Annotated in this window: 19 protein-coding genes; 12 read left to right on the top strand and 7 right to left on the bottom strand. The window is 72.6% G+C overall.

Features of this window, described 5'->3' with window-relative positions:
- Positions 1-48 precede the first annotated feature (48 nt).
- Entirely contained in the window at positions 49-1,686 is a 1,638-nt protein-coding gene (locus tag ACFOYX_RS18790) for an ATP-binding protein (protein ID WP_322439119.1), read from the top strand.
- A complete protein-coding gene (locus ACFOYX_RS18785) occupies positions 1,683-2,354 on the top strand; it encodes a response regulator (RefSeq protein WP_238453369.1) in 672 nt (223 codons plus the stop codon). The genes ACFOYX_RS18790 and ACFOYX_RS18785 overlap by 4 nt, the downstream gene beginning before the upstream one ends.
- Before the next feature lie 292 nt (positions 2,355-2,646).
- On the opposite strand, the gene ACFOYX_RS18780 is transcribed toward ACFOYX_RS18785, so the two are convergent.
- Entirely contained in the window at positions 2,647-3,330 is a 684-nt protein-coding gene (locus ACFOYX_RS18780) for a response regulator transcription factor (RefSeq protein ID WP_238453368.1), read from the bottom strand.
- 21 nt (positions 3,331-3,351) lie between these two features.
- On the bottom strand, positions 3,352-4,647 hold the full coding sequence (locus ACFOYX_RS18775) for an ATP-binding protein (RefSeq protein ID WP_322439120.1): 1,296 nt from the start codon (positions 4,645-4,647) through the stop codon (positions 3,352-3,354).
- A 213-nt stretch (positions 4,648-4,860) separates the two neighbouring features.
- On the opposite strand from ACFOYX_RS18775, the gene phoU reads away from it, so the two are divergent.
- A complete protein-coding gene (gene phoU / locus ACFOYX_RS18770) occupies positions 4,861-5,514 on the top strand; it encodes a phosphate signaling complex protein PhoU (RefSeq protein ID WP_109803599.1) in 654 nt (217 codons plus the stop codon).
- A 49-nt stretch (positions 5,515-5,563) separates the two neighbouring features.
- Here the strand turns inward: phoU and ACFOYX_RS18765 are convergent, their stop codons facing one another.
- Entirely contained in the window at positions 5,564-6,331 is a 768-nt protein-coding gene (locus ACFOYX_RS18765) for a phosphoglyceromutase (protein ID WP_238453366.1), read from the bottom strand.
- 150 nt (positions 6,332-6,481) lie between these two features.
- Here ACFOYX_RS18765 and ACFOYX_RS18760 point away from each other — a divergent pair, with 150 nt between their 5' ends.
- Both ACFOYX_RS18760 and ACFOYX_RS18755 read left to right on the top strand, forming a co-directional pair.
- The gene (locus tag ACFOYX_RS18760) at positions 6,482-7,807 is read left to right on the top strand and encodes an MFS transporter (RefSeq protein WP_322439134.1); all 1,326 of its coding nucleotides are present in this window, start codon (positions 6,482-6,484) and stop codon (positions 7,805-7,807) included.
- Positions 7,808-7,962: 155 nt separating this feature from the next.
- Entirely contained in the window at positions 7,963-9,276 is a 1,314-nt protein-coding gene (locus ACFOYX_RS18755) for an MFS transporter (RefSeq protein WP_322439121.1), read from the top strand.
- A 382-nt stretch (positions 9,277-9,658) separates the two neighbouring features.
- Here the strand turns inward: ACFOYX_RS18755 and ACFOYX_RS18750 are convergent, their stop codons facing one another.
- From ACFOYX_RS18750 to mshA, 3 genes are all read right to left on the bottom strand, one after another.
- Positions 9,659-10,597 carry a hypothetical protein gene (locus ACFOYX_RS18750; RefSeq protein ID WP_377534171.1) on the bottom strand — a complete coding sequence of 313 codons (939 nt, stop codon included), beginning with the start codon at positions 10,595-10,597 and terminating at the stop codon, positions 9,659-9,661.
- Between the two features lie 75 nt (positions 10,598-10,672).
- Positions 10,673-11,227 (bottom strand): YbjN domain-containing protein, encoded by a 555-nt coding sequence (locus ACFOYX_RS18745; protein ID WP_322439123.1) that lies wholly within the window; start codon positions 11,225-11,227, stop codon positions 10,673-10,675.
- Between the two features lie 48 nt (positions 11,228-11,275).
- On the bottom strand, positions 11,276-12,640 hold the full coding sequence (gene mshA, locus ACFOYX_RS18740) for a D-inositol-3-phosphate glycosyltransferase (RefSeq protein ID WP_238453362.1): 1,365 nt from the start codon (positions 12,638-12,640) through the stop codon (positions 11,276-11,278).
- Positions 12,641-12,811: 171 nt separating this feature from the next.
- On the opposite strand from mshA, the gene ACFOYX_RS18735 reads away from it, so the two are divergent.
- On the top strand, positions 12,812-13,576 hold the full coding sequence (locus ACFOYX_RS18735; RefSeq protein WP_322439124.1) for an SDR family NAD(P)-dependent oxidoreductase: 765 nt from the start codon (positions 12,812-12,814) through the stop codon (positions 13,574-13,576).
- Positions 13,576-14,355 carry a class I SAM-dependent methyltransferase gene (locus tag ACFOYX_RS18730; protein WP_322439125.1) on the top strand — a complete coding sequence of 260 codons (780 nt, stop codon included), beginning with the start codon at positions 13,576-13,578 and terminating at the stop codon, positions 14,353-14,355. The genes ACFOYX_RS18735 and ACFOYX_RS18730 overlap by 1 nt, the downstream gene beginning before the upstream one ends.
- A gap of 221 nt (positions 14,356-14,576) precedes the next feature.
- Here ACFOYX_RS18730 and ACFOYX_RS18725 read toward each other — a convergent pair whose 3' ends face one another.
- Positions 14,577-15,668, bottom strand: coding sequence for a UDP-N-acetylmuramate dehydrogenase (locus ACFOYX_RS18725; protein ID WP_322443377.1), 1,092 nt, complete (start codon positions 15,666-15,668; stop codon positions 14,577-14,579).
- A gap of 70 nt (positions 15,669-15,738) precedes the next feature.
- On the opposite strand from ACFOYX_RS18725, the gene ACFOYX_RS18720 reads away from it, so the two are divergent.
- The 5 genes from ACFOYX_RS18720 to ACFOYX_RS18700 all read left to right on the top strand — a co-directional run bounded on the left by ACFOYX_RS18720 (position 15,739) and on the right by ACFOYX_RS18700 (position 21,324).
- Positions 15,739-16,494 carry a maleylpyruvate isomerase family mycothiol-dependent enzyme gene (locus ACFOYX_RS18720; protein ID WP_322443376.1) on the top strand — a complete coding sequence of 252 codons (756 nt, stop codon included), beginning with the start codon at positions 15,739-15,741 and terminating at the stop codon, positions 16,492-16,494.
- Positions 16,495-16,735: 241 nt separating this feature from the next.
- Positions 16,736-18,046, top strand: a complete 1,311-nt coding sequence (locus tag ACFOYX_RS18715; RefSeq protein ID WP_322443375.1) for an extracellular solute-binding protein — start codon at positions 16,736-16,738, stop codon at positions 18,044-18,046.
- A gap of 73 nt (positions 18,047-18,119) precedes the next feature.
- Entirely contained in the window at positions 18,120-19,106 is a 987-nt protein-coding gene (locus tag ACFOYX_RS18710; RefSeq protein WP_322443374.1) for a sugar ABC transporter permease, read from the top strand.
- The gene (locus ACFOYX_RS18705; RefSeq protein WP_322443373.1) at positions 19,106-19,939 is read left to right on the top strand and encodes a carbohydrate ABC transporter permease; all 834 of its coding nucleotides are present in this window, start codon (positions 19,106-19,108) and stop codon (positions 19,937-19,939) included. Before ACFOYX_RS18710 ends, ACFOYX_RS18705 begins: the two co-directional genes overlap by 1 nt.
- Positions 19,936-21,324: a GH1 family beta-glucosidase gene (locus tag ACFOYX_RS18700; protein ID WP_322443372.1), complete on the top strand. Its 1,389-nt coding sequence runs from the start codon at positions 19,936-19,938 to the stop codon at positions 21,322-21,324. The genes ACFOYX_RS18705 and ACFOYX_RS18700 overlap by 4 nt, the downstream gene beginning before the upstream one ends.
- Positions 21,325-21,328: the final 4 nt, after the last annotated feature.

The following is a 21,328-nucleotide window of genomic DNA, read 5'->3' as shown; positions in this document are numbered from 1 at the left end:
CGCGGGCCGCCTGTCTGCGTTGTGTCACCAGCGGAAGTTGAGGTCTTTGTGGTCGCGATCACGTCCCGCCGCCGAACCCTGGCCGGGCAGCTGCTGGTCCTCCAGCTCGCGATCATCGTCGTGGTGCTGGTGGCCGTGGCCGCTGTCTCGCTCGCCCAGTCGGCGGCCACCTTCAACCGGGTTGAGGGGCGCCGGGTCGCCGCCCTGGGCGAGCAGCTCGCCGGCAGCGCGCTGCTCCGGGACCGGCTCAACCGGGTGGCGCCCGCCGAGGCGATCGCCCCGCTGGTGCAGAACACGCGGACCCAGTCCGGCGTCACCTCGGTGACCGTGGCCGACGCCCGCGGCCGGGTGGTCAGCTCCACGAACCCCACCCTGGTGGACAGCCCGGTGGTGCTCGGCGATCCCGAGGTGGCGCAGGGCCGGAGCTGGTTCGGCGAGCTGGAGGTCGACGGGTCGCGCGAACTGGTGGCCCAGGTGCCGGTGCTCGGCGCCCGGGAAGAGAACCTCGGCCGGTACCTGGGCGTGGTGGTGATCGGCGAGGTTTCGCGGACCTGGTCACAGCGGCTGGTCGGCGCCTCGTCGTACCTCTTCACCTACCTCGGGATCGCGAGCGCGCTCGGAGTGGTCGGGTCCTGGCTGCTGGCCCGGCGGATCAAGCGGCAGACTCTCGGCCTGGAGCCGCGGGAAATCGCCGGCCTGGCCGAGCACCGGGAGGCGCTGCTGCACGGCATCGCCGAGGGGGTGATCGCGCTGGACCCGCAGCGGCGGGTCACGCTGGTCAACTCCGTCGGCCGGCGCCTGCTCGACCTGCCCGAGGACTGCCTCGGCCGGAGCCTGTCCGAGCTGCGGATCTCCGGCCGGCTGCGGGACGTGCTGGCCGGCAGCGGCCCGGAGGCGCGCGACCAGGTGGTCGTCCGGGGCGGCCGGGTGCTGGTGATGAACCGGATGACGATCACCAAGGACGGCCGCCGGCTGGGCTCGGTGACCACCCTGCGGGACCGGACCGAACTGGCCCGGCTGGAGCGGGAGATCGGCTCGTTCCGCAGCACCACCGAGCTGCTCCGGGCGCAGACCCACGAGTTCGCCAACCAGCTGCACACCATCTCCGGGCTGATCCAGATCGGCGAGCACGACGAGGTGGTCCGGTACGTCGACGCGCTGAGCCGGCACCGCGCCTCGCTCGACCTGACGGTCACCAGCCGGATCCACGACACGGCGGTGGCCGCCCTGCTGATGGCGAAGTCGGCCGTGGCCGCCGAGCGCCGGGTGGAGCTGCGGATCTCCGAGCGGACCGGACTCGACCGGCTGGATCCCGAGGTCTCGGCGGACGTGGCCACGGTCGTCGGCAACCTGGTGGACAACGCGGTCGAGGCGATCGCCGGTGGCCGGGAGACAATTGGCGACGGGCCCGCCTGGGTGGAGGTCGAGCTGCGGCAGGACGCCTCGTCGGTGGAGATCGTGGTGCGCGACTCCGGCCCCGGGGTCGCCCCGGAGCTGGCCAAGGAGGTCTTCACCCACGGGTTCACCACCAAGGCGGCCCAGGGCGGCGAGCGGGGCATCGGGTTGGCGCTCACCCGGCTGGTCTGCCACCGTCGCGGCGGTGAGGTCGCGGTGACGAACACCGAGGAGGGCGCGATGTTCACCGCCCGGATGTCGGTGTCGCCTGCGCTGGAGGAGGTTCGATGATCGACGTGCTCGTCGTCGACGACGACTTCATGGTGGCGCGGATCCACTGCGGGTTCGTCGAGCGGATCGAGGGCTTCCGGGTGGTGGGGACCGCCAGCACCGGCGAGCAGGCCGTCGCGAAGGTCGACGAGCTCCGCCCCGACCTGGTGCTGCTGGACCTCTACCTGCCGGACATGTTCGGCCTGGACGTGGTGACCCGGCTGCGGGCCGCCCGGCACGACTGCGACGTCCTGGTCATCAGCGCCGCGCGGGAGGCGGAGGCGGTCCGCCGGGCGGTCCGCTACGGCGCGGTCAACTACCTGCTCAAGCCGTTCGGCTTCGAGGAGCTGCGGACCCGGCTGGAGCAGTACGCGGCCCGGCGCAACACGCTGCGCGCCACGGTGGTCAGCGACCAGGCCGATGTCGACCGGGTGCTGTCCCGCAGCGGCTCGGTCGCCAACCCGGCGCTGCCCCGCGGGTTGAGCTCGGAGACCGCCGAGCTGGTCGAACGCGCGCTCCGTGAGCACACCGGCACCCTTTCGGCCGCCGAGTGCGCCAACCGGGTGGGCATCTCCCGGGTCAGCGCCCGCCGCTACCTGGAGCACTTCTCGGGGACCGGCCGGGCGGAGGTGAGCCTGCGTTACGGCGCGGCCGGCCGGCCGGAACGCCGGTACTGCTGGGTGGGTTGAGCCAGGGCGGCGTCGACGAGGGCGCAGGCGCGGCGCCTGGCGCCTCGGCGGCGGCCGGGTCCCCGTCGAGCACCCCACGGCCAGCCCGTCAACCCGGACCCACGAGAGGGCAACCCCGACGAGCGATATGCCTGAGCGTCATAAATATGCCTCTCAGGCATATCGCCTCTCGGGCATCCACCCTTCCGCCCCGGGCCACCGCGCCCCGCGGCGGGCCGCGATGCCGGAGGGCGGGCAGCCGACGGCGGGCGGCGGTGATCGCGCCTACCTGGCCCGCCACGGGCCGGACCGGTCACGGCTCGAACTTGTAGCCCAGGCCGCGGACGGTGACGATGAAGCGCGGCGCGGACGGCTCCGGCTCGACCTTGGAGCGCAGCCGCTTGACGTGCACGTCCAGGGTCTTCGTGTCGCCCACGTAGTCGGCGCCCCAGACCCGGTCGATCAACTGCCCCCGGGTGAGCACCCGGCCGGCGTTGCGCAGCAGCAGCTCCAGCAGCTCGAACTCCTTCAGCGGCAGCTGGACGGCGGCCCCGTCGACGGTCACCACGTGCCGCTCGATGTCCATCCGGACCGGGCCGGCGGCGAGGGTCGGGGCGCCCGACTCGGCCACCTCCGCGCTCTGCCGGCGCAGCACCGCCCGGATACGGGCCACCAGCTCGCGCGGCGAGTACGGCTTGGTCACGTAGTCGTCGGCCCCGATCTCCAGGCCCACCACCTTGTCGATCTCACTGTCCCGGGCGGTGACCATGATGATCGGCACGTGCGAGCGCTGCCGGAGCTGCCGGCAGACCTCGGTGCCCGACATCTCCGGCAACATCAGGTCGAGCAGCACGATGTCGGCGCCGGTCCGGTCGAACTCGGTGAGGGCGGAGGGACCCGTCGCGGCGACGGAGACCTCGAAACCCTCCTTGCGGAGCATGTAGGACAGGGCGTCGGAGAACGATTCCTCGTCCTCGACCACCAGTACGCGGCTCAACGGGTGTTTCCTTTCCTGTGGTCAGGCCTGCCGGAACCCGGCCGGGCCGGCCTCGATCCCAGCGGAGGAGAGTGTCGCCTCCAGGTCGTCCGGGGGGCTGGCGGGCAGCCGGAGGGTGAACGTCGACCCCCCACCAAGAGTGCTCGACACCTCCACCCGGCCGCCATGGTTGCTGGCGATGTGTTTGACGATGGCCAGGCCGAGGCCGGTGCCACCGGTGGAGCGCGACCGGGCCTGGTCGGCCCGGTAGAACCGCTCGAAGATCCGGTCGACCTCGTTCGGGGCGATGCCGATGCCCTGGTCGGCGACGGCGATCTCGACGTGCTCGTCGGTGGCCCGGGCGGTCACCCGGACGGTGGTGTCCTCGCCCGAGTAGTTGATGGCGTTCTCGACCAGATTGGCCACCGCAGTGGCGATCTGGGTGTCGCTGCCGTACACGGTCAGGCCGCGCGCGCCGTCGACCACGACGTCCACCCGGCGCGCGGTGGCCGCGGTGCGGGTCCGGTCGATCACCTCGGCGATCACCCAGTCCACCGACACCGGCTCCGGCGGGGGCTGCGGCTCGGCGCCCTGGAGCCGGGTCAGCTCCAGCAGCTCCTGCACCAGCCGACCGAGTCGGGTCGACTCGTGCTGGATCCGCTCGGCGAACCGCCGGGCGGCGATCAGGTCCTCGGAGAGGTCCGGCGCCCCGTCACCACCGGTCGGCTCGGTGGCGTCCACCAGCGCCTCGGCGAGCAGTTGCAGCGCGCCGATCGGGGTCTTCAGCTCGTGGCTGACGTTGGCCACGAAGTCCCGGCGGACCCGGGCCAGCCGGTGCGACTCGGTGACGTCGGCCGCCTCCACCGAGATGTAGCCGGCGCCGAGCCCCATCGCGCGCAGGTGCACCCCGAGCGGGTTGTCCCCCGCGTTGTCCCGTCCGCGCGGCAGGTCCAGCTCGATCTCCCGCCGTACGCCGGTGCGGCGGACCTGCCCGGCGAGGGTACGGATCAGCGGGTGGGCGGCGATGGAGCCGGGCGTGGGGCCGGTCCGGAGCAGGCCCAGGGCCCGCGCCGCGGGGTTGACCAGGACCGGGACGTCGCCCGGATCCAGCACCACGACGCCGGCCCGCAGCGAGTCGATCGTCTTGCGGCCGAGCCCGGAGAGCCCGCTCTGCTGGTCGTCGGGCATCTCCGGCCTCCCTGCACTGGGGCGCAAGCCCCCGTCCCCGGACAGCCGCGAGCGGCGCCACCGGTCGCCGAGGGGTCGGGACAGCAGCAGCCCGGCGACCAGTCCGGTCACCAGAGCCAGGGCCACCACGATCGCCACCGCCCATTCCACCTGGCGATCGTAGGGTCATTGTTAACCTGGGGATCGCCCAGACCGGGACGAATCACTCTCACTTCCGGGAATGTTCACCCGCGGGTCCCGCGTCGTTCACCCTCGTTCACCTCGGGTCCGCTCCCCCGGCCTACGGTTGTCGCGCACCTGCTCAAGCCGCACCGGCACCGGATCCCCGGGCCGGCGCGCGGCCACCGACCCCAGGAAGTGACGATGCGCGACGAATTCCGGGCCGACCTGCAGATTGTCAGCCAACTGCTGGTGGACATGGCGGAGGGGGTGCGCGCCGCGATGCGCCAGGCCACCCGCGGCCTGCTCACCGCCGACCGCGAGGCGTCGGAGGCCGTGATCGCGCGGGACGCCGAGATCGACGAGCTGTACCGGCACGTCGAGGAGCGGGTGTGCGACCTGCTCGCCCGGCAGGCGCCGGTCGCCTCCGACCTCCGCGCCATGATCACCGCCCTGCACGTGGCCGCCGACCTGGAGCGGATGGGCGACCTGGCCGACCACGTCGCCAAGACCGCGCTGCGCCGGCACCCGTCCCCGGCCGTGCCGGCCGAGCTGCGGCCGGTCTTCACCGACATGGCCGGGATCGCCGACCGGATGGCCGAGAAGATCGGCTCGGTGCTGGCCAAGCCCGACGCCGACCTCGCCGCGGAGCTGGACCGCGACGACGACGCCATGGACGACCTGCACAAGAGCCTGTTCGGCGTGCTGCTCGGCGACGACTGGCCGTACGGGGTGGAGACGGCGATCGACGCCACCCTGCTCGGCCGGTTCTACGAGCGCTTCGCCGACCACGCGGTGAACGCCGGCGAGCACGTGGTCTACCTGATCACCGGGGTGAACAGCCCCTCGGCGAGCTGAGCCGGACACGACGAAGGCCCCCGGTCACCCGGGGGCCTTCGTCGTCGGATCAGCGGCCCTGGTTGGCCACCGCGGCGGCGGCCTCCTTGGCGGCGGCCGGGTCGAGGTACGTCCCGCCCAGCGTCAGCGGACGCAGCTGCGGGTCGAGGTCGTAGCGCAGCGGGATCCCGGTCGGGATGTTCAGCTTGGCGATCGCCTCGTCGGAGATCTGGTCGAGGTGCTTGACCAGGGCGCGCAGCGAATTGCCGTGCGCGGCGACCAGCACCGTCCGGCCGGCCAGGATGTCCGGCACGATCGAGTCGTACCAGTAGGGCAGCATCCGATCGACGACGTCCTTGAGGCACTCGGTGCGCGGCATCAGCTCGGTCGGCAGCAGCGCGTACCGGGGGTCGCCGGCCTGGGACCACTCGTCGTTGTCGTCGATCGGCGGCGGCGGTGTGTCGTACGAGCGGCGCCAGAGCATGAACTGCTCCTCGCCGTACTCGTCGAGGGTCTGCTTCTTGTTCTTGCCCTGCAGGGCGCCGTAGTGCCGCTCGTTGAGCCGCCACGACCGGCGCACCGCGATCCAGTGCCGGTCGGCGGCGTCGAGCGCCAGCTCGCCGGTGCGGATCGCCCGGCGCAGCACGCTGGTGTGCATGACGTCCGGCAGGAGGCTGTGCTCGCGCATCAGCTCGCCGCCGCGGCGCGCCTCCGCCTCGCCCTTGGCGGTCAGGTCGACGTCGACCCAGCCGGTGAAGAGGTTCTTCGCGTTCCAGTCACTCTCGCCGTGCCGCAGCAGGACCAGCGTCCCGACGGTGGGCCCCTCGCTCGCAGTCATGCCGATCATCCTGCCGTACGCCGCCGGTGGACACGCGGGGACCGGTCGGTGACGACCACCACGTGGAAAAGCTGATGACCGGCGTTCCGGGGCGGGACTAGGTTGTAAGGCGCTTGAGATATGCCGGTCATTACAAACGGGGGCGACGCGGTGCGGACGGTACGGGGCTGGTTCCGGGACACGACGGGCGGTCTGCCGAGGGCCTTCTGGTACCTCTGGACCGGGACGCTGATCAACCGGCTCGGCTCGTTCGTCCTGGTCTTCCTCGCCATCTACCTCACCCAGGAGCGCGGCTTCTCGGCCTCGCAGGCCGGCCTGGTGCTCGGCGCATGGGGCGTCGGCGGCGCGGTCGGCACCACCGTCGGCGGCACCCTCGCCGACCGGTGGGGGCGGCGCCCCACGCTGCTCACCGCGCACCTGGGCGCGGCCACCATGATGCTCGCGCTCGGCCTGGCCCGGCCGCTCTGGGCGGTGGCCCTGGGCGCGCTGCTGCTGGGCACCTTCGCCGAGGCCGCCCGGCCGGCGTTCGGCGCCATGATGATCGACGTGGTGCCGGAGAAGGACCGGCTGCGCGCCTTCTCGCTGAACTACTGGGCGATCAACCTGGGGTTCGCCTGCGCCGGCGTGCTCGCCGGAATGGCCGCCCAGGCCGGCTATCTGCTGCTCTTCGTGGTCGACGCGGCCACCACGCTGATCACCGCACTGATCATCTTCACCCGGGTGAAGGAGACCCGCACCGCCTCGGCGACCCCCGTCGCCAAGGGCGACGCCGCGCCCGCGGGCGCGCTGCGGACCATCCTCACCGACCGGGTCTACCTGGGCTTCGTCGCGCTGAACCTGTTCGCCGCGCTGGTCTTCCTCCAGCACATCTCGATGCTGCCGATCGCCATGGGCGACTCCGGCCTCAGCCCGGCCACGTACGGCTCGGTGATCGCGCTCAACGGGGTGCTGATCGTGGTCGGGCAGCTCTTCGTACCCCGGCTGATCAAGGGACGCAGCCGGTCGCACGTGCTGGCGCTGGCCTCGCTGGTGATGGGCGTGGGCTTCGGCCTGACCGCGTTCGCCGGCACGGCCTGGTTCTACGGGGTCACGGTGCTGATCTGGACCCTCGGCGAGATGCTCAACTCGCCGTCCAACTCCACCCTGATCGCCGAGCTCTCGCCGGCCGAACTGCGCGGGCGCTACCAGGGCGTCTTCTCGCTCTCCTGGCAGATCGCCGGGGCGGCCGCCCCGATCCTCGGCGGCCTGGTGCGGGAGCACGTCGGCAACGGCGCGTTGTGGTTCGGCTGCGCCGCGATCGGCGCGGTGATGGCGGTGGCCCACCTGGTCTCGGGCCCGGCCCGGGAGCGGCGGGCCGTCCAGCTCCGCACGGCCGTGGTGCCGGTCCGGCCGGTCACCGTCATCCAGCCCCCGGCCCCCGAGGCGGCCGAGGCCGCCGCGACCGCGCCGGCCGAGCCCGTCCCGACCCGCTCCTGAGATACGCCCGGCCGCTGCGAGGTCGCCGCTGTTCCTGCCGTGACCTGCGGTGCCGCGGCATGATCAGGGCGCGGTGACCGCGGTCACCCTGGCGACCCGGCCTGCCCCTCCCTACGGTCGGGTGTGGTCTGTTGACAAACCTTCATGGAGGACAGGTGCGGGGGCTGCGGCGCTGGTGGCACGACACGGCCGGCGGGCTGCCTGCCACCTTCTGGTACCTCTGGTCCGGCCTGCTGATCAACCGGGCCGGCGCGTTCGCGATGCTGTTCCTGTCGCTCTACCTCACCGGCGTGCGGGGCGCTTCCGAGGCGCTGGCCGGGGCGGTGGTCGGGGCGTACGGGGCCGGCGGGGCGGTCGGCGTGCTGCTCGGCGGGGTGCTGGCCGATCGCTGGGGCCGGCGGGCCACCCTGCTCGCCGCGCACCTCGGCGCCGCCGGGCTGATGGTGGCGCTGGCGTTCAGCCGGCACCTGGCGGTGATCGCGGTGCTCGCCGCGCTGGTCGGGGTGGTTCACTCGATGCCCAGTCCGGCGTTCGTGGCGGCGATCGTCGACGTGGTGCCCGAGGCCCGCCGCTCGCGCGCGTTCAACCTGCAGTTCTGGGCGTTCAACCTGGGGATGGCGGTCGCCTCACTGCTGGCCGGCGTGCTCGCCGAGGCGAGCTTCGTCGCCCTGTTCCTGGTGGACGCCGGCGCCACGCTGGCCGCCGCCGCGATCATCGCCTGGAAGGTTCCCGAGACGCTCGCCCGGGCCCGCCGGCGCGGCGCGGCGGCCGACACGGCCGGTCCCGGCGCGGCAGGCACGGCCGATCCGGCGGCCCACGAGGCCCCTTCGGGCTCCCGGCGGCCGGGGCTGGTCACCGCGCTGACCGACCGGACCTTCCTGGCCTTCGTCGGGCTGACCTTCGTGCTGGCCGTGCTCACCATGCAGACCTCGACGATCATGCCGCTGGCGATGCGCGCGGACGGCCTGGGCCCTTCGGCGTACGGCGTGGTGGTGGCGCTCGGCGGCGCGCTGATCGTGCTCGGGCAGCTCTTCGTGCCCCGGCTGATCGAGCCCTACCGGAAGGCGACCGTGCTGTCGGTCTCCACCGGGCTGATGGCGCTCGGCTTCGGCGCGCTGGCCGTCGCCGACAAGCTGCCGTTCTACCTCGGCGCGGCGGTGGTCTGGACGATCGGCTCGATGCTCGCCGCGCCGCCGAACGCGCAGATCAACGCCGACCTGGCACCGCCGGAGCTGCGCGCCCGGTATCAGTCGGTCTTCTACCTGACCTTCCCGGCGGCGTCGTTCGTGGCGCCCGCGCTGGGCGGCCTGAGCCTGCAGTACCTGGGCGACCGGCACTGGCTGGTCGTCGGCGGGCTGGGCCTGGCGGCGGCGGTCGGCCACCTGCTGGCGGGTCCGCCCCGGGAGCGCCGGGTGGCCGCGCTGCGCGACCGGGAACGTCGGGCGGAAGCCGTGGCCGCGGGCCGCTGAGCCTGGCCCGGAAACGGCGCTGGGCGCCCACCACGACCCCCGTCGTGGTGGACGCCCGCACCGTACGCCCGGCGGCGGCGGGCGACACTCACCCCCGTAAGCGTCGCCCGCTCGCGCCGCCGGTTCCACAGGTGGCACCGTCCCCCAACGGTGTGCTCCACCTGTTTCCCTCGCGCCTCGCTTGCGCGGATCTGATCGATCCGCCGCTCCCCCGAACGATTCCAAGCGTGGCGCGGTGCAATAAAGTTAGTTCGCCCGGATTCTGGATTCAACTCAGATCAGTGTCTCGCCCGTCACAGCATTCGTGTCGGAAATCCGGCTGTCCTTGCTCCGGGCCATGGATGTGGCAACAGCGGGTTCCCGCCGGCCATTCCCGTAAACCTCAGGCGTCCTCCCGATCCGGGTTTTCCGTACGGAAGAAGTTGCTCTGCCGGCCGTCCCGCATCTGCTCCTGGTAGATCAGGTTCAGCCCACGGATGTCGAATGTCCGGAACCAGTCGTCCCAGGTGATTTCCCGGATCCGGCTGCTCTCCCGGTAGCCCGGAATGTTGAACGTCAGCACCCCCGGCCGGCCCTCCCGTTCGGTGCCCGCGATGGTGGCCGGCTTGGCGTTGCGGGCCCGCGCCCACCGCTGGATCACCTCGTGGTTGGCGGTCACCAGGCTCCGACCGGGACGTTCGGGACGATCCTCGATCGAAGTGACCTGCTGGGACGACCGCACCGAACGGGACGAGGATCGCCCGGTCCGGACCGGCGTCGCCGCCGCCGCCATACCGGCGCCCCGGGCGGGCGCCGCCCTCGCGCCCGCCCCGGCTGGCGCCTTCGCGGCGCGGGCCCGGGACGGTTGCGCCTTCTTGGTGGGGACCGCCTTCTTGCCGGCGGGCGCCTTCTTCGCGGCCGGCGCCTTCTTCGCGGCCGGCGCCTTCTTCGCGGGGGCCGCCTTCTTCGCCCGCGCGCCCGTGGCCTTCGCGGCGGGCGCCGCCTTCGCCCGGGCCGCGGCGGTCTTCTTCGCCGGAGCCTTCTTGGCGGCCGCCCTCTTCGTCGGGGCGGCGCGGCCGGCTGGCCCGGTGGCCTTGCGGGCGGCGGCGCCGCCCCGGCTCTCCGCCCGCATGGTCCGGGCCAACGTCTTCACCAACTCCGGCTTGCGCAGGGCGGAGATCCCGGAGACCCCGCGCCGGCGGAGTTGGCCGCGGATGTCGTCCACCCTCATCCGGGAGATCTCAGACTCGGAGATGTTTGGCGTCCCCGGGGTCTGGTTGCCGGGTTGCTGCTTGGTCCTCGTCGCAGTCCCGCCGCGACCTGAGCTGTTGCGCTGAGCCATGGGACACGCTCCTCGACAGTCCGTCCTCGGCCCGCGGTGGGTCCCATTACCGCACCGCGCGGTGCGGCATACCCGTCAGGACGGCTCCGAACCTCCGGCGGTCGAACCGACGGCGCCCGCCGCCCGGCCGGCCCCGGCGGAGGGCTCGAAGAGGTGGGCGAACGCGGCCAGGTTGGCCGTCGACTCGCCCCGCTTGACCCGCCACTCCCACTCGCGGCGGATCGCCGTGCCGAAGCCGATCTCCAGCATGCTGTCGAACGAATCGTCGGCGTAGGTCAGTACGGCGCCCAGCAGCCGGTCCAGCTCGTCCTCGTCGATCCCGGCCAGGTTGACCCGGCCGGTGAGGTAGACGTCGCCGACCGCGTCGATGGAGAAGGAGACCCCGTACATCCGGGCGTTGCGCTGCAGCAGCCAGGCCCACAGCTCCTCGCGGCGCTCGTCCGGCTGGCGCATCACGAACGCCTCGACCCGCAACGCGTGCTCGCCGACGATCAGGTTGCAGATCGTCTTGAGCTTGTGCGTGCCCGGCAGGGTGACCGCGTACGACCCCTCGCCGGTCGACTCCCAGTCCAGCTCACGCTCGGCGCAGACCGACTCGATCAGGGCGGCGACGTCGCTCCTACGGCTCATCGGACCCACTTTACGGCCGCACCGGGCCGCCGACGGGCGGCGGACGCCTCACCAGGAGCAGGACAGCGCGGGGTCACCGGCCAGCCGGTCGGCGAGCCGGGCGCGGTGCTCGGCCATCGCCTCGCCGTAGACCGCGAGCAGGCCGGAGACCGTCCGCTGCCAGGAGAAGTTGGCCGCGTGCCGCTCCGCGCCCCGGCTCAGGGCCGCCCGGCGGAGCGGGTCCGGCAGCAGCCTGGCGAGCGTACGGGCCCAGTCGACCGGGTCGTGGCCGTCGATCAGCACCCCGCTCACCCCGTCCCGGACGGCGGTGACCAGGCCGCCCACCGCGGCGGCCAGCACCGGCGTACCGCAGGCCTGGGCCTCCAGCGCGACCAGCCCGAACGACTCGTTGTACGACGGCACCGCGACCAGGTCGGCGGCCCGGTAGAGGGCGGGCAGGTCCTCGCCGGTCTGCGGCGGCAGGAAGCACACCCGGTCGGCAACTCCGAGCGAGGCGGCCAGCTCGATCAGGGCGGTCGGCCGGTCCAGGCCGCTGCCGCTGGGACCGCCGCAGATCACCACGGTCAGCTCGTCGGCGATCGCGGGATCCCGGTGGCGCAGCGCGGCCACCGCCCGGATCAGCACGTCGGGCGCCTTGAGCGGCTGGATCCGGCCGACGAAGGCCACCACGTACCCCTGGGTGGGCAGCCCCAGCCGGCGGCGGGCGGCGAGCCGGGCGAGGTCCCGATCCCCGGCGGCCGGGCGGAACCGCTCCAGGTCGACGCCGGGCTCGACCACGGCCACCCGGTCCGGATCGGCGTCGTACCGGCCGAGCAGGTCGCGGGCCTCCACCCGGGTGTTGGCGACCAACCGGTCGGCCTCCGCGACCACCTGCTCCTCGCCGATGACCCGGGCCTTCGGCTCCGGCCGGTCGCCGGCGGCGAGCTGGGCGTTCTTCACCTTCGCCAGGGTGTGCGCGGTGTGCACCAGCGGCACCCCCCAGCGCTCCTTGGCCAGCCAGCCGACCTGCCCGGAGAGCCAGTAGTGCGAGTGGATCAGGTCGTAGTGGCCGGGCGGGCGGGCCGCCTCGGCGCGCAGCACCCCGGCGGTGAACGCGCAGAGCTGCCCGGGCAGTTCCTCCTTGGTGAGCCCTTCCAGGGGGCCGGAGGTGACGTGCCGGACGTGCACGCCGGGGGCCATCTCGACCACCGGGGGCAGGTCACCGGAGGTGGCCCGGGTGAAGATCTCCACCTCGACGTCGGCCTCGGCCAGCCGGCGGGCGACCTCCAGGATGTAGACGTTCATGCCCCCCGCGTCGCCCGTGCCGGGCTGGTGCAGGGGGGAGGTGTGCACGGAGAGGGTGGCGATCCGGCGCGGCCGGGGCCACGGCAGGGCACCTCGCTGACGACCGACACCGGTGTGCAAATCCGCCACGTCCGCTCCCTCTGCCACGGTTGATGCCGTTCCGCACGACCGGCGCTTCTCGGTCAACCTCCACGCCGGGTGTCATCTTCCCCATCGGGCTTCGGAAATGCGTGTCGCCGGGGCCCCGGGGTGACGGACCTCATCACCGCGGGGCACCACGGGCGGGGGCAGAATGACCGGATGACCTCAGTCGCGATCGTCACCGGGGCGTCCAGCGGGATCGGCGCGGCCACCGCCCGCCGGCTGGCCGCCGAGGGCTTCCACGTGCTCGCCGCCGCGCGGCGTACCGACCGGCTGACCGACCTGGTCGCCGAGATCGCGGCGGCGGGCGGCAGCGCGACCGCGGTGGCCTGCGACGTCACCTCCGACGAGTCGGTGGCCGGGCTGGCCGAGGCGGCCGCCGCCGCGCCCGGGCCGGTCACCCTGCTGGTCAACAACGCCGGCGGGGCGCGCGGCCTCGACCCGGTGGAGTCCGGATCGGTGGGCGACTGGCAGTGGATGTACGACGTGAACGTGCTCGGCACGCTCCGGGTCACCCAGGCGCTCCTGCCGGCGCTGGTGGCCTCCGGCGCCGGCACCATCGTGATCGTCAGCTCCACCGCCGGCTTCACCGTGTACGAGGGCGGGGGCGGCTACGCCGCCGCGAAGCACGCGCAGACCGCGATCGCGGGCACCCTGCGCCTGGAGCTCAGCGGGCGGCCGGTGCGGGTGATCGAGATCGACCCGGGGATGGTGAAGACCGACGAGTTCGGCCTGGTCCGCTTCGGCGGGGACGCGGACAAGGCCGCCGCGGTCTACGCCGGGGTGGCTGAGCCGCTGGTCGCCGAGGACGTCGCCGACTGCATCGCCTGGTGCGCCACCCGCCCACACCACGTCAACGTGGACCGGCTGGTGGTGCGCCCGCTGGCCCAGGCCGCCCAGCACAAGGTGCACCGGGTGACCTGATGAAGCCCTTGGGCGTGGTCACCCGGGGGACGACGAATCCGAACCGGCTCCGGCGGGTCGACAACTGGATCGCCGAGACCTGCGGCGACGCCCTGCGGGCGGCGGCCGACCCGCTGGTGGTCGACCTGGGCTACGGCGCCACGCCGGTCACCGCCGTCGAGCTGCGGGCCCGACTGGCGGCCGGGGTCCGCGCCGACGTCCGGGTGGTCGGGCTGGAGATCGATCCGGTACGCGTCGCCGCCGCCCAGCCCGCCGCCGACCCGCCCGGGCTTACCTTCGCCCGGGGCGGCTTCGAACTGGCCGGCCTGCGCCCCGCCCTGGTCCGCGCGTTCAACGTGCTGCGGCAGTACGACGAGGGCGAGGTCGCCGACGCCTGGCATACGGTCACCGACCGGCTCGCCCCGGGTGGGCTGCTGGTCGAGGGGACCTGCGACGAGCTGGGCCGGCTCGGCAGCTGGGTGCTGCTCGACGCGGACGGCCCCCGCACGCTGACCCTGGCCGCGAAGCTGACCACGCTGACCAGCCCGGCCGAACTCGCCGAGCGGCTGCCCAAGGCACTGATCCACCGCAACGTCCCCGGCGAACGCATCCACGACCTGATCCGCGCCCTCGACGACGCCTGGCGGGCCGCCGCCGGCTACGCCCCCTTCGGCCCCCGCCACCGGTGGCTGGAAACGGTCCGTGCCGTCCGCGCCGCCGGCTGGCCCGTCCTCGACCGCCCCCGCCGCTGGCGCCAGGGCGAACTCACCGTCCCCTGGCCCGCCATAACCCCCCGCTGACCCCCGGCCCCACCCCCGGCGTCCCCGCTCCCCGCTCCCCGCTCCCCGCCCCGCCCCGCCCCGCCCCGCCCCGCCCCGCCCCGCCCCGCCCCGGCGATCTTGCACTTAGGGCCCCTAGTTTGCCCGCTTCTGCCCGCTTTGCCGGGGCACAAAGTGCAAGATCGCGGTGGCGGGTGGGCGGCGGCGGGCGCGGAGGGCTGGAGAGGGCCGGGGGTGGGGGGTCAGATGGTGCAGTTGATGAGGACGGGTTCGGGGTGGAGGGTGACGCCGAAGCGGTCGTGGACGGCGTCGCGGATCTCTCTCGCCAGGGCCACCAGGGCGGCGGTGCTGGCGGTGCCGCCGCGATTGGTGAGGGCGAGGGTGTGCTTGCTGGAGATGGCCACGCCCTCCGGGCCGGGGTGGCCCTTGGCGAAGCCGGCCTTGTCGATCAGCCAGGCGGCGCTGACCTTGACCACGTCCCCGGCCCCGGGCCAGGCGGGCGGTTCGCCGAGGTCGGCGGCGCGCTCCCGGAGCAGCTCGTACGCCTCGAGTTCGAGAACCGGGTTGGTGAAGAACGAGCCGACCGACCAGGTGTCCGGATCGGCGGCGTCGAGCACCATGCCCTTGCCGGCGCGCAGTCGCAGCACGGTCGCGCGGGCGTCGGCCAGCGGCACCTGGTCGCCCACCTCGACGCCGAGCGCCCGGGCCAGCTCGGCGTAACGCACCGGGCCGGAGAGCGCCGAGCGGGCCAGCCGGAAGTCGACCGAGAGCACCACCCAGCGGTCGCTGTACTTGAAGATGCTGCCCCGGTACACGAAACCGCAGTCCGCCGTGTCGATCCGGCCGACGCTGCCGTCGGTGCGGTCGTACACCTGGACGCCGGTGACGGTCTCCGCGACCTCCTGGCCGTACGCCCCGACGTTCTGGATCGGGGTCGCGCCGGCCGAGCCGGGAATGCCGGAGAGGCATTCCAGCCCCGACCAGCCGTTGGCCACGGTGGCGGCGACGAGGTCGTCCCAGGGCTCGCCGGCCTCGACCCGTACGGTGACCGTGTCTGCGTCCTCGCCGACCACCCGGAGGCCCCGGGAGCGGACCAGCACCACCGTGCCGGGGAAGCCCCGGTCGCCGATGACCACGTTGCTGCCGCCCGCGAGGATCAGGACCGGATCCTCCCGCCGTTCCGCCTCCTGCACCCTATGTACGATTTCATCGGCGCTGGTGGCGGTTTCCAACCGTCCGGCGGCGCCGCCGAGGCGGAGGGTGGTGTATCTGGCCAGGGTCGCCGGGTCGGTCGGGTCGGCTCCGGTCGTCGATTCGGCGTAGACGTCTGACACGTCTTTCACCCTAGGCTGAGGGGTAGCCGCGGCACCCACTGGTGGCCCGGTCACCCCCGGGAGGATTGCGATGAGCAGACTGCACGGCACCAAGGACTTCTGGATCGGCGCGCTGCGGACCGAGGGACCCGCCTTCGCCGCCGCCGTCGCCGAGGCGCCCCCGGAGACACCGGTGCTCTCCTGTCCTGGCTGGACGGTCTCCGGCCTGACCCGCCACCTGGGCGGCGTCTACCAGTGGGTGCGCTCCTTCGTCACCTCCGGCTCGACGAACCTGCCGGCCCGGCCGGCCGCCGAGCTGCCCGCCGGGATGACTCCGCTCCAGTTCTGGCAGCAGGAGTACGACCAGCTGATGGCCCTCTTCGAGGGCCTGGACCCGGAGTCGCCGGCGTGGAACTGGGCGCCGCAGCCGAAGAAGGCGGGCTTCTGGCCGCGCCGGTTGGCGCACGAGACGGCGGTGCACCGGTGGGACGCCCAGCTCGCCATCGCCGCGGGCGGCCCGATCGAGGCGAAGCTCGCGGCCGACGGGGTGAGCGAGGTGCTGGACACCTGGCTGCCGGCGGGCCGGCGGCGGACGCCCGGCCAGTGGCACGGGGTGGTGCAGCTGACCGCCACGGACGCCGCCCAGGACTGGTACCTGCGGCTACGTGGTGAGGGTGTGGCCCTGTTGGACACCGCCACCGTCTTCGGCCACGAGGAGCACCACGCCCGCGCGCAGGTGACCGCGAGCGCCAGCGACCTGATGCTCGCCCTCTGGGGCCGGATCAGCTTCGACACCCTCGGGGTGACCGGCGACCGCGGCCTGCTCGACGGCCTGCGGGTCGGGTGAGCCGACGGCCCCGGCACCCACCGGGGCTCGCACGACGCCACGCGAAGAGTGGCCTTCCCTCGTCGGAAGGCCACTCTTCGCCGTTCAGGGGTGCCCGCGGGACCGCAGACCCCTCGTGACAACGGTCTGAGAGCGCTCTCTTGACAGGAATCGGGGCAGGCAGCACCCTTTCGTGAGAGCGCTCTCTGAATCAGCGGAACCACCTCCACCACCCGTACGACCTAGAGGGGTCAGATAAGAGATGGCTACCTTCACGCGCCGCCACCTGGCGGCGGTGGCCCTCGTCGCCACCACCGCACTGCTCGGCACCGCCGCCTGCGGCGGCGGGGACGACAAGTCCGCCGACGACGGGCCGATCACGCTCACCGTCGACGTCTTCGGCCAGTTCGGCTACGACGAGCTGTACAAGGAGTACATGGCCAGCCACCCCGACGTGAAGATCGTGGAGCGGGGCACCGGCAGCAACCTCGACGAGTACTCGCCGAAGCTCACCCAGTGGCTGGCCGCGGGGAAGGGCGCCGGCGACATCGTCGCCATCGAGGAGGGCCTGCTGGTCGAGTACAAGGCCAACCCGCAGAACTTCGTCAACCTGCTGGACCACGGCGCCGCCGACCTCAAGGGCAACTTCCTCGAGTGGAAGTGGAACCAGGGCCTGACCGCCGACGGCAAGCAGTTGATCGGCCTCGGCACCGACGTCGGCGGCATGGCGATGTGCTACCGCAAGGACCTCTTCGCCAAGGCCGGCCTGCCCACCGACCGGGACGCCGTGTCCAAGCTCTGGCCGACCTGGCAGGACTACATCAAGGTCGGTGAGCAGTTCAAGGCGAAGAACACCGGCGCGGCGTTCCTGGACGCGGCGACCAACACCTTCAACACCATCCTGCTCCAGTCCGCCGGCAACGCGCAGGGCTACAGCTACTACGACACCGGTAACAACCTGGTGGTCGACAGCAACCCGGCCGTCAAGCAGGCGTACGACACCACCATGGACATCATCGACTCCGGCCTCTCCGGCAAGTACGGCTCCTGGTCCGAGGAGTGGGTGTCGGCGTTCAAGCAGTCGAAGTTCGCCACCATCGCCTGCCCGGCCTGGATGACCGGGGTCATCGAGGGCAACGCCGGCCCCGGCGCCAAGGGCAAGTGGGACATCGCGCAGGTGCCCGGCAACGGCGGCAACTGGGGCGGCTCCTTCCTCGCCGTGCCGAAGCAGAGCAGGCACCAGGCCGAGGCGATCGAGCTGGCCAAGTTCCTGACCAGCGCCAAGGGCCAGATCGGCGCCTTCAAGGCCAAGGGCCCGCTGCCGTCCTCGCCGCAGGCGCTGGAGGACCCGGCGATCGTCGACTCCGAGAACGCGTACTTCTCGGACGCGCCGGTCGGCAAGATCTTCGCCACCGGGGCCAAGAGCCTGAAGCCGGTCTACATGGGCCCGAAGAACCAGGCCGTCCGGACCGAGGTGGAGAACGCCGTCCGCACCGTGGAGCTGGGGCAGCGCAGCCCCGAGCAGGGCTGGACCGACGCGGTGAACAACGCCGAGAAGGCCGCCGCCAAGTAGCCCGAGCAGCCAGCCGCGCGGGCGGGCCCCGGTGACGGGGTGCCGCCCGCACGGCGGAAAGGAGTCCCGGGCCATGGCCGTCCAGCTCGACGCCCGGCCGCCGGTCGCACCGGCGCACCGCACCCCCCGCACCGCCCGGGCCGCCCGGCTCAGCCGGTTCGACACCCGGTACTCGCCGTACCTCTACATCGCCCCGTTCTTCCTGCTCTTCGGGGTGTTCGGGATCTACCCGCTGATGTACACCTTCTGGGTCTCGCTGCACGACTGGGACCTGCTCGGCGCCGAGCACCCGTTCATCGGGCTCGACAACTACACCCAGCTGCTGGCCGACCCGGACTTCTGGCACGCGGTGGTCAACACCCTGGGCATCTTCGTCATCTCCACCGTCCCGCAGCTGCTCCTCGCGCTCTGGCTGGCCAACCTGCTCAACCGCCGGCTCCGGGCCCGGACCACCTGGCGGATGGCGGTGCTGATCCCGAACGTCACCTCGACCGCCGCCGTGGCGATCGTCTTCGCCGTGCTGTTCGGCCGCGACTTCGGCATGATCAACTGGCTGCTCGACCTCGTCGGCGTGGACGCGATCGACTGGAAGGCGAACCGGTTCGCCGCGTGGACCGCGATCTCGGCGATGGTCGACTGGCGGTGGACCGGCTACAACGCGCTGATCTTCCTGGCCGCCATGCAGGCCATCCCGCGCGACCTGTACGAGTCGGCCTCGATCGACGGCGCCGGCCGGTCCCGGCAGTTCTGGTCGATCACCGTGCCGCTGCTCAAGCCGACGATCGTCTTCGCGGTCATCATCTCCACCATCGGCGGGCTCCAGCTCTTCACCGAGCCCCGGCTCTTCAACTCCGGCACCAACGCGATCCGGGGCGGCCCGCTGCGCGAGTCGCAGACGGTGACCATGTACATGTTCGAGAACGCCTTCGCGCCGCACTACAACTTCGGCTACGGCTCGGCCATCGCCTGGCTGCTCTTCGCGCTGATCGCGGTGGTCGCGGCCGGCAACGTACTGCTCCTCCGCCGGCTCGGCGGCGGCGTCCGGAAGAAGGACGACTGATGTCCCGGATCTGGTCGGCCGGCCGGCTCACCTACCTGGCGTTGACCCTCACGGCAATCCTGTCGATCTTCCCGATCTACTGGATGTTCGTGGTGGCCAGCCGGACCAGCGACGCGATGGGACAGGTGCCACCGCCGGTCACCCCGGGCGGCAACCTCGGCGCCAACATCGCCCGGCTGTTCGCCAACACCGACGCGTACTTCGTCACCGGTCTGATCAACTCGGCGATCGTGGCCGGCACGGTCACCGTCTCGGTGGTCTTCTTCTCCACGCTCGCCGGGTTCGCCTTCGCGAAGCTGCGCTTCCGGGGACGTAACGCGCTGCTGCTGCTCGTCGTCGCCACCATGATGGTGCCGACCCAGCTCGGCGTCATCCCGCTGTACCTGCTGATGACCAGGCTGAACTGGAACGACCGGCTGCCGGCGGTGATCGTGCCGGCCCTGGTCACCGGGTTCGGGGTGTTCATGATGCGCCAGTACGCGGGCCAGGCGGTCAGCACCGAGCTGATCGAGGCCGCCCGAATGGACGGCTGCAACACCGCGCGGATCTACTTCCACGTGGTGCTGCCCGCGCTGCGCCCCGCCGCCGCCGTGCTCGGCCTGCTCACCTTCATGACCACCTGGAACGACTTCCTCTGGCCGTACGCCGTCCTCAACGACCCGGAGAACCCCACCGTGCAGCTCTCCCTGCGGGCGCTGTCCGACGGCTACTACCAGGACATGTCGCAGGTGTTCACCGGGACGGCGATCGCGACCCTTCCGCTGTTGCTGGTCTTCGTCGTGTTCGGCCGCCAGATCATCGGCGGCATCATGGAAGGTGCGGTCAAGGCGTGAGCGCGAGGAGCGAGCTCCGGTTCCCCGAGACCTTCGTCTGGGGGGCGGCCACCGCCGCGTACCAGATCGAGGGCGCGGCCCGGGAGGACGGTCGCGGTCCGTCCATCTGGGACATTTTCAGCCGTACGCCGGGGAAGGTGTTCCAGGGGCACACCGGCGACGTCGCCTGCGACCACTACCACCGGTACGCCGACGACGTGGCCTTGATGGCGGAGCTGGGGCTCCGGACGTACCGCTTCTCGATCGCCTGGCCCCGGATCCAGCCGGACGGCACCGGCCCGGTCAACCCGCGCGGCCTGGACTTCTACGACCGGCTGGTGGACGCGCTGCTGAGCCGGGGCATCGACCCGTTCGTCACGCTCTACCACTGGGACCTGCCGCAGGCGCTCCAGGACCGGGGCGGCTGGACCAACCGGGAGACCGCCGAGCACTTCGCCGACTACGCGGTCGCCGTGCACGGCCGGCTCGGCGACCGGGTCCGCACCTGGACCACGCTGAACGAACCGTGGTGCTCGGCCTACCTGGGGTACGGCAACGGGGTGCACGCCCCCGGCGAGCAGGACGCCGGGGCGGCCTTCCGCGCCGTACACCACCTGCTGCTCGGCCACGGCCTGGCGACCCGGGCGTTGCGCGCGGTCGGCGTGGCGACCCTCGGGATCACCCTCAACCCGGCGGACGTGCAGCCCGCCGACGCCGGCAGCGAGGCGGACGCCGCCGCGGTACGCCTGGTCGACGGCCTGCAGAACCGGATCTTCCTGGACCCGCTGACCGGCGCCGGCTACCCGGACGACGTGCTGGCGCAGGTCGCCCGGCACGTCGAGCCGACCTTCGTCCGGGGCGGAGACGAGAAGATCATCGCGGCCCCGATCGACCTGCTCGGCGTCAACTACTACTCGCCCACCTACGTCGCCGGGCGCGTGGGCGGGGCGGGCGGCAGCGCGTACCCGGGGACGGCGGGCGTGGTGGAGTTCCTGCCCCCGGTCGGGCCGCTCACCGAGATGGGCTGGTCGATCGAGCCGGCCGGGCTGACCCGGTTGCTGGAGCGGATCGGCGTCGACTACCCGGGACTGCCCCTGATGATCACCGAGAACGGTGGGGCGTTCCCGGACAAGACCGGTGCCGAGGACCCGGACGCGACCGGTCGGGTGGCCGACACCGACCGGGTGGCGTACCTCGACGGACACCTGCGCGCCGTGCACCGGGCGATCGCCCGAGGCGTGGACGTGCGCGGCTATCTCGTATGGTCGTTGCTGGACAACTTCGAATGGGCCGAGGGCTACCGGAAGCGGTTCGGGATCGTCCACGTCGACTACCTGACCCAGCGGCGCACACCGAAGGAGAGTGCTCGGTGGTACCAGGAGGTGATCTCCCGGAACGGGCTGTGACGAG

The organism is Micromonospora sp. GCM10011541 (genome assembly GCF_042650725.1).
In the GTDB taxonomy this organism is placed as follows: domain Bacteria; phylum Actinomycetota; class Actinomycetes; order Mycobacteriales; family Micromonosporaceae; genus Micromonospora; species Micromonospora sicca.
Note: the sequence above shows the minus strand (reverse complement) of the source record. Positions and strands in the feature narration are given on the sequence as shown.

Coding starts and splice junctions, on each gene's coding strand:
- ACFOYX_RS18710 (WP_322443374.1), top strand. CDS start 18,120: ATGGCCGTCCAGCTCGACGCCCGGCCGCCGGTCGCACCGGCGCACCGC.
- ACFOYX_RS18745 (WP_322439123.1), bottom strand. CDS start 11,227: ATGAGCCGTAGGAGCGACGTCGCCGCCCTGATCGAGTCGGTCTGCGCC.
- ACFOYX_RS18730 (WP_322439125.1), top strand. CDS start 13,576: ATGAAGCCCTTGGGCGTGGTCACCCGGGGGACGACGAATCCGAACCGG.
- ACFOYX_RS18720 (WP_322443376.1), top strand. CDS start 15,739: ATGAGCAGACTGCACGGCACCAAGGACTTCTGGATCGGCGCGCTGCGG.
- ACFOYX_RS18735 (WP_322439124.1), top strand. CDS start 12,812: ATGACCTCAGTCGCGATCGTCACCGGGGCGTCCAGCGGGATCGGCGCG.
- ACFOYX_RS18705 (WP_322443373.1), top strand. CDS start 19,106: ATGTCCCGGATCTGGTCGGCCGGCCGGCTCACCTACCTGGCGTTGACC.
- ACFOYX_RS18765 (WP_238453366.1), bottom strand. CDS start 6,331: ATGACTGCGAGCGAGGGGCCCACCGTCGGGACGCTGGTCCTGCTGCGG.
- phoU (WP_109803599.1), top strand. CDS start 4,861: ATGCGCGACGAATTCCGGGCCGACCTGCAGATTGTCAGCCAACTGCTG.
- ACFOYX_RS18785 (WP_238453369.1), top strand. CDS start 1,683: ATGATCGACGTGCTCGTCGTCGACGACGACTTCATGGTGGCGCGGATC.
- ACFOYX_RS18750 (WP_377534171.1), bottom strand. CDS start 10,597: ATGGCTCAGCGCAACAGCTCAGGTCGCGGCGGGACTGCGACGAGGACC.
- ACFOYX_RS18715 (WP_322443375.1), top strand. CDS start 16,736: ATGGCTACCTTCACGCGCCGCCACCTGGCGGCGGTGGCCCTCGTCGCC.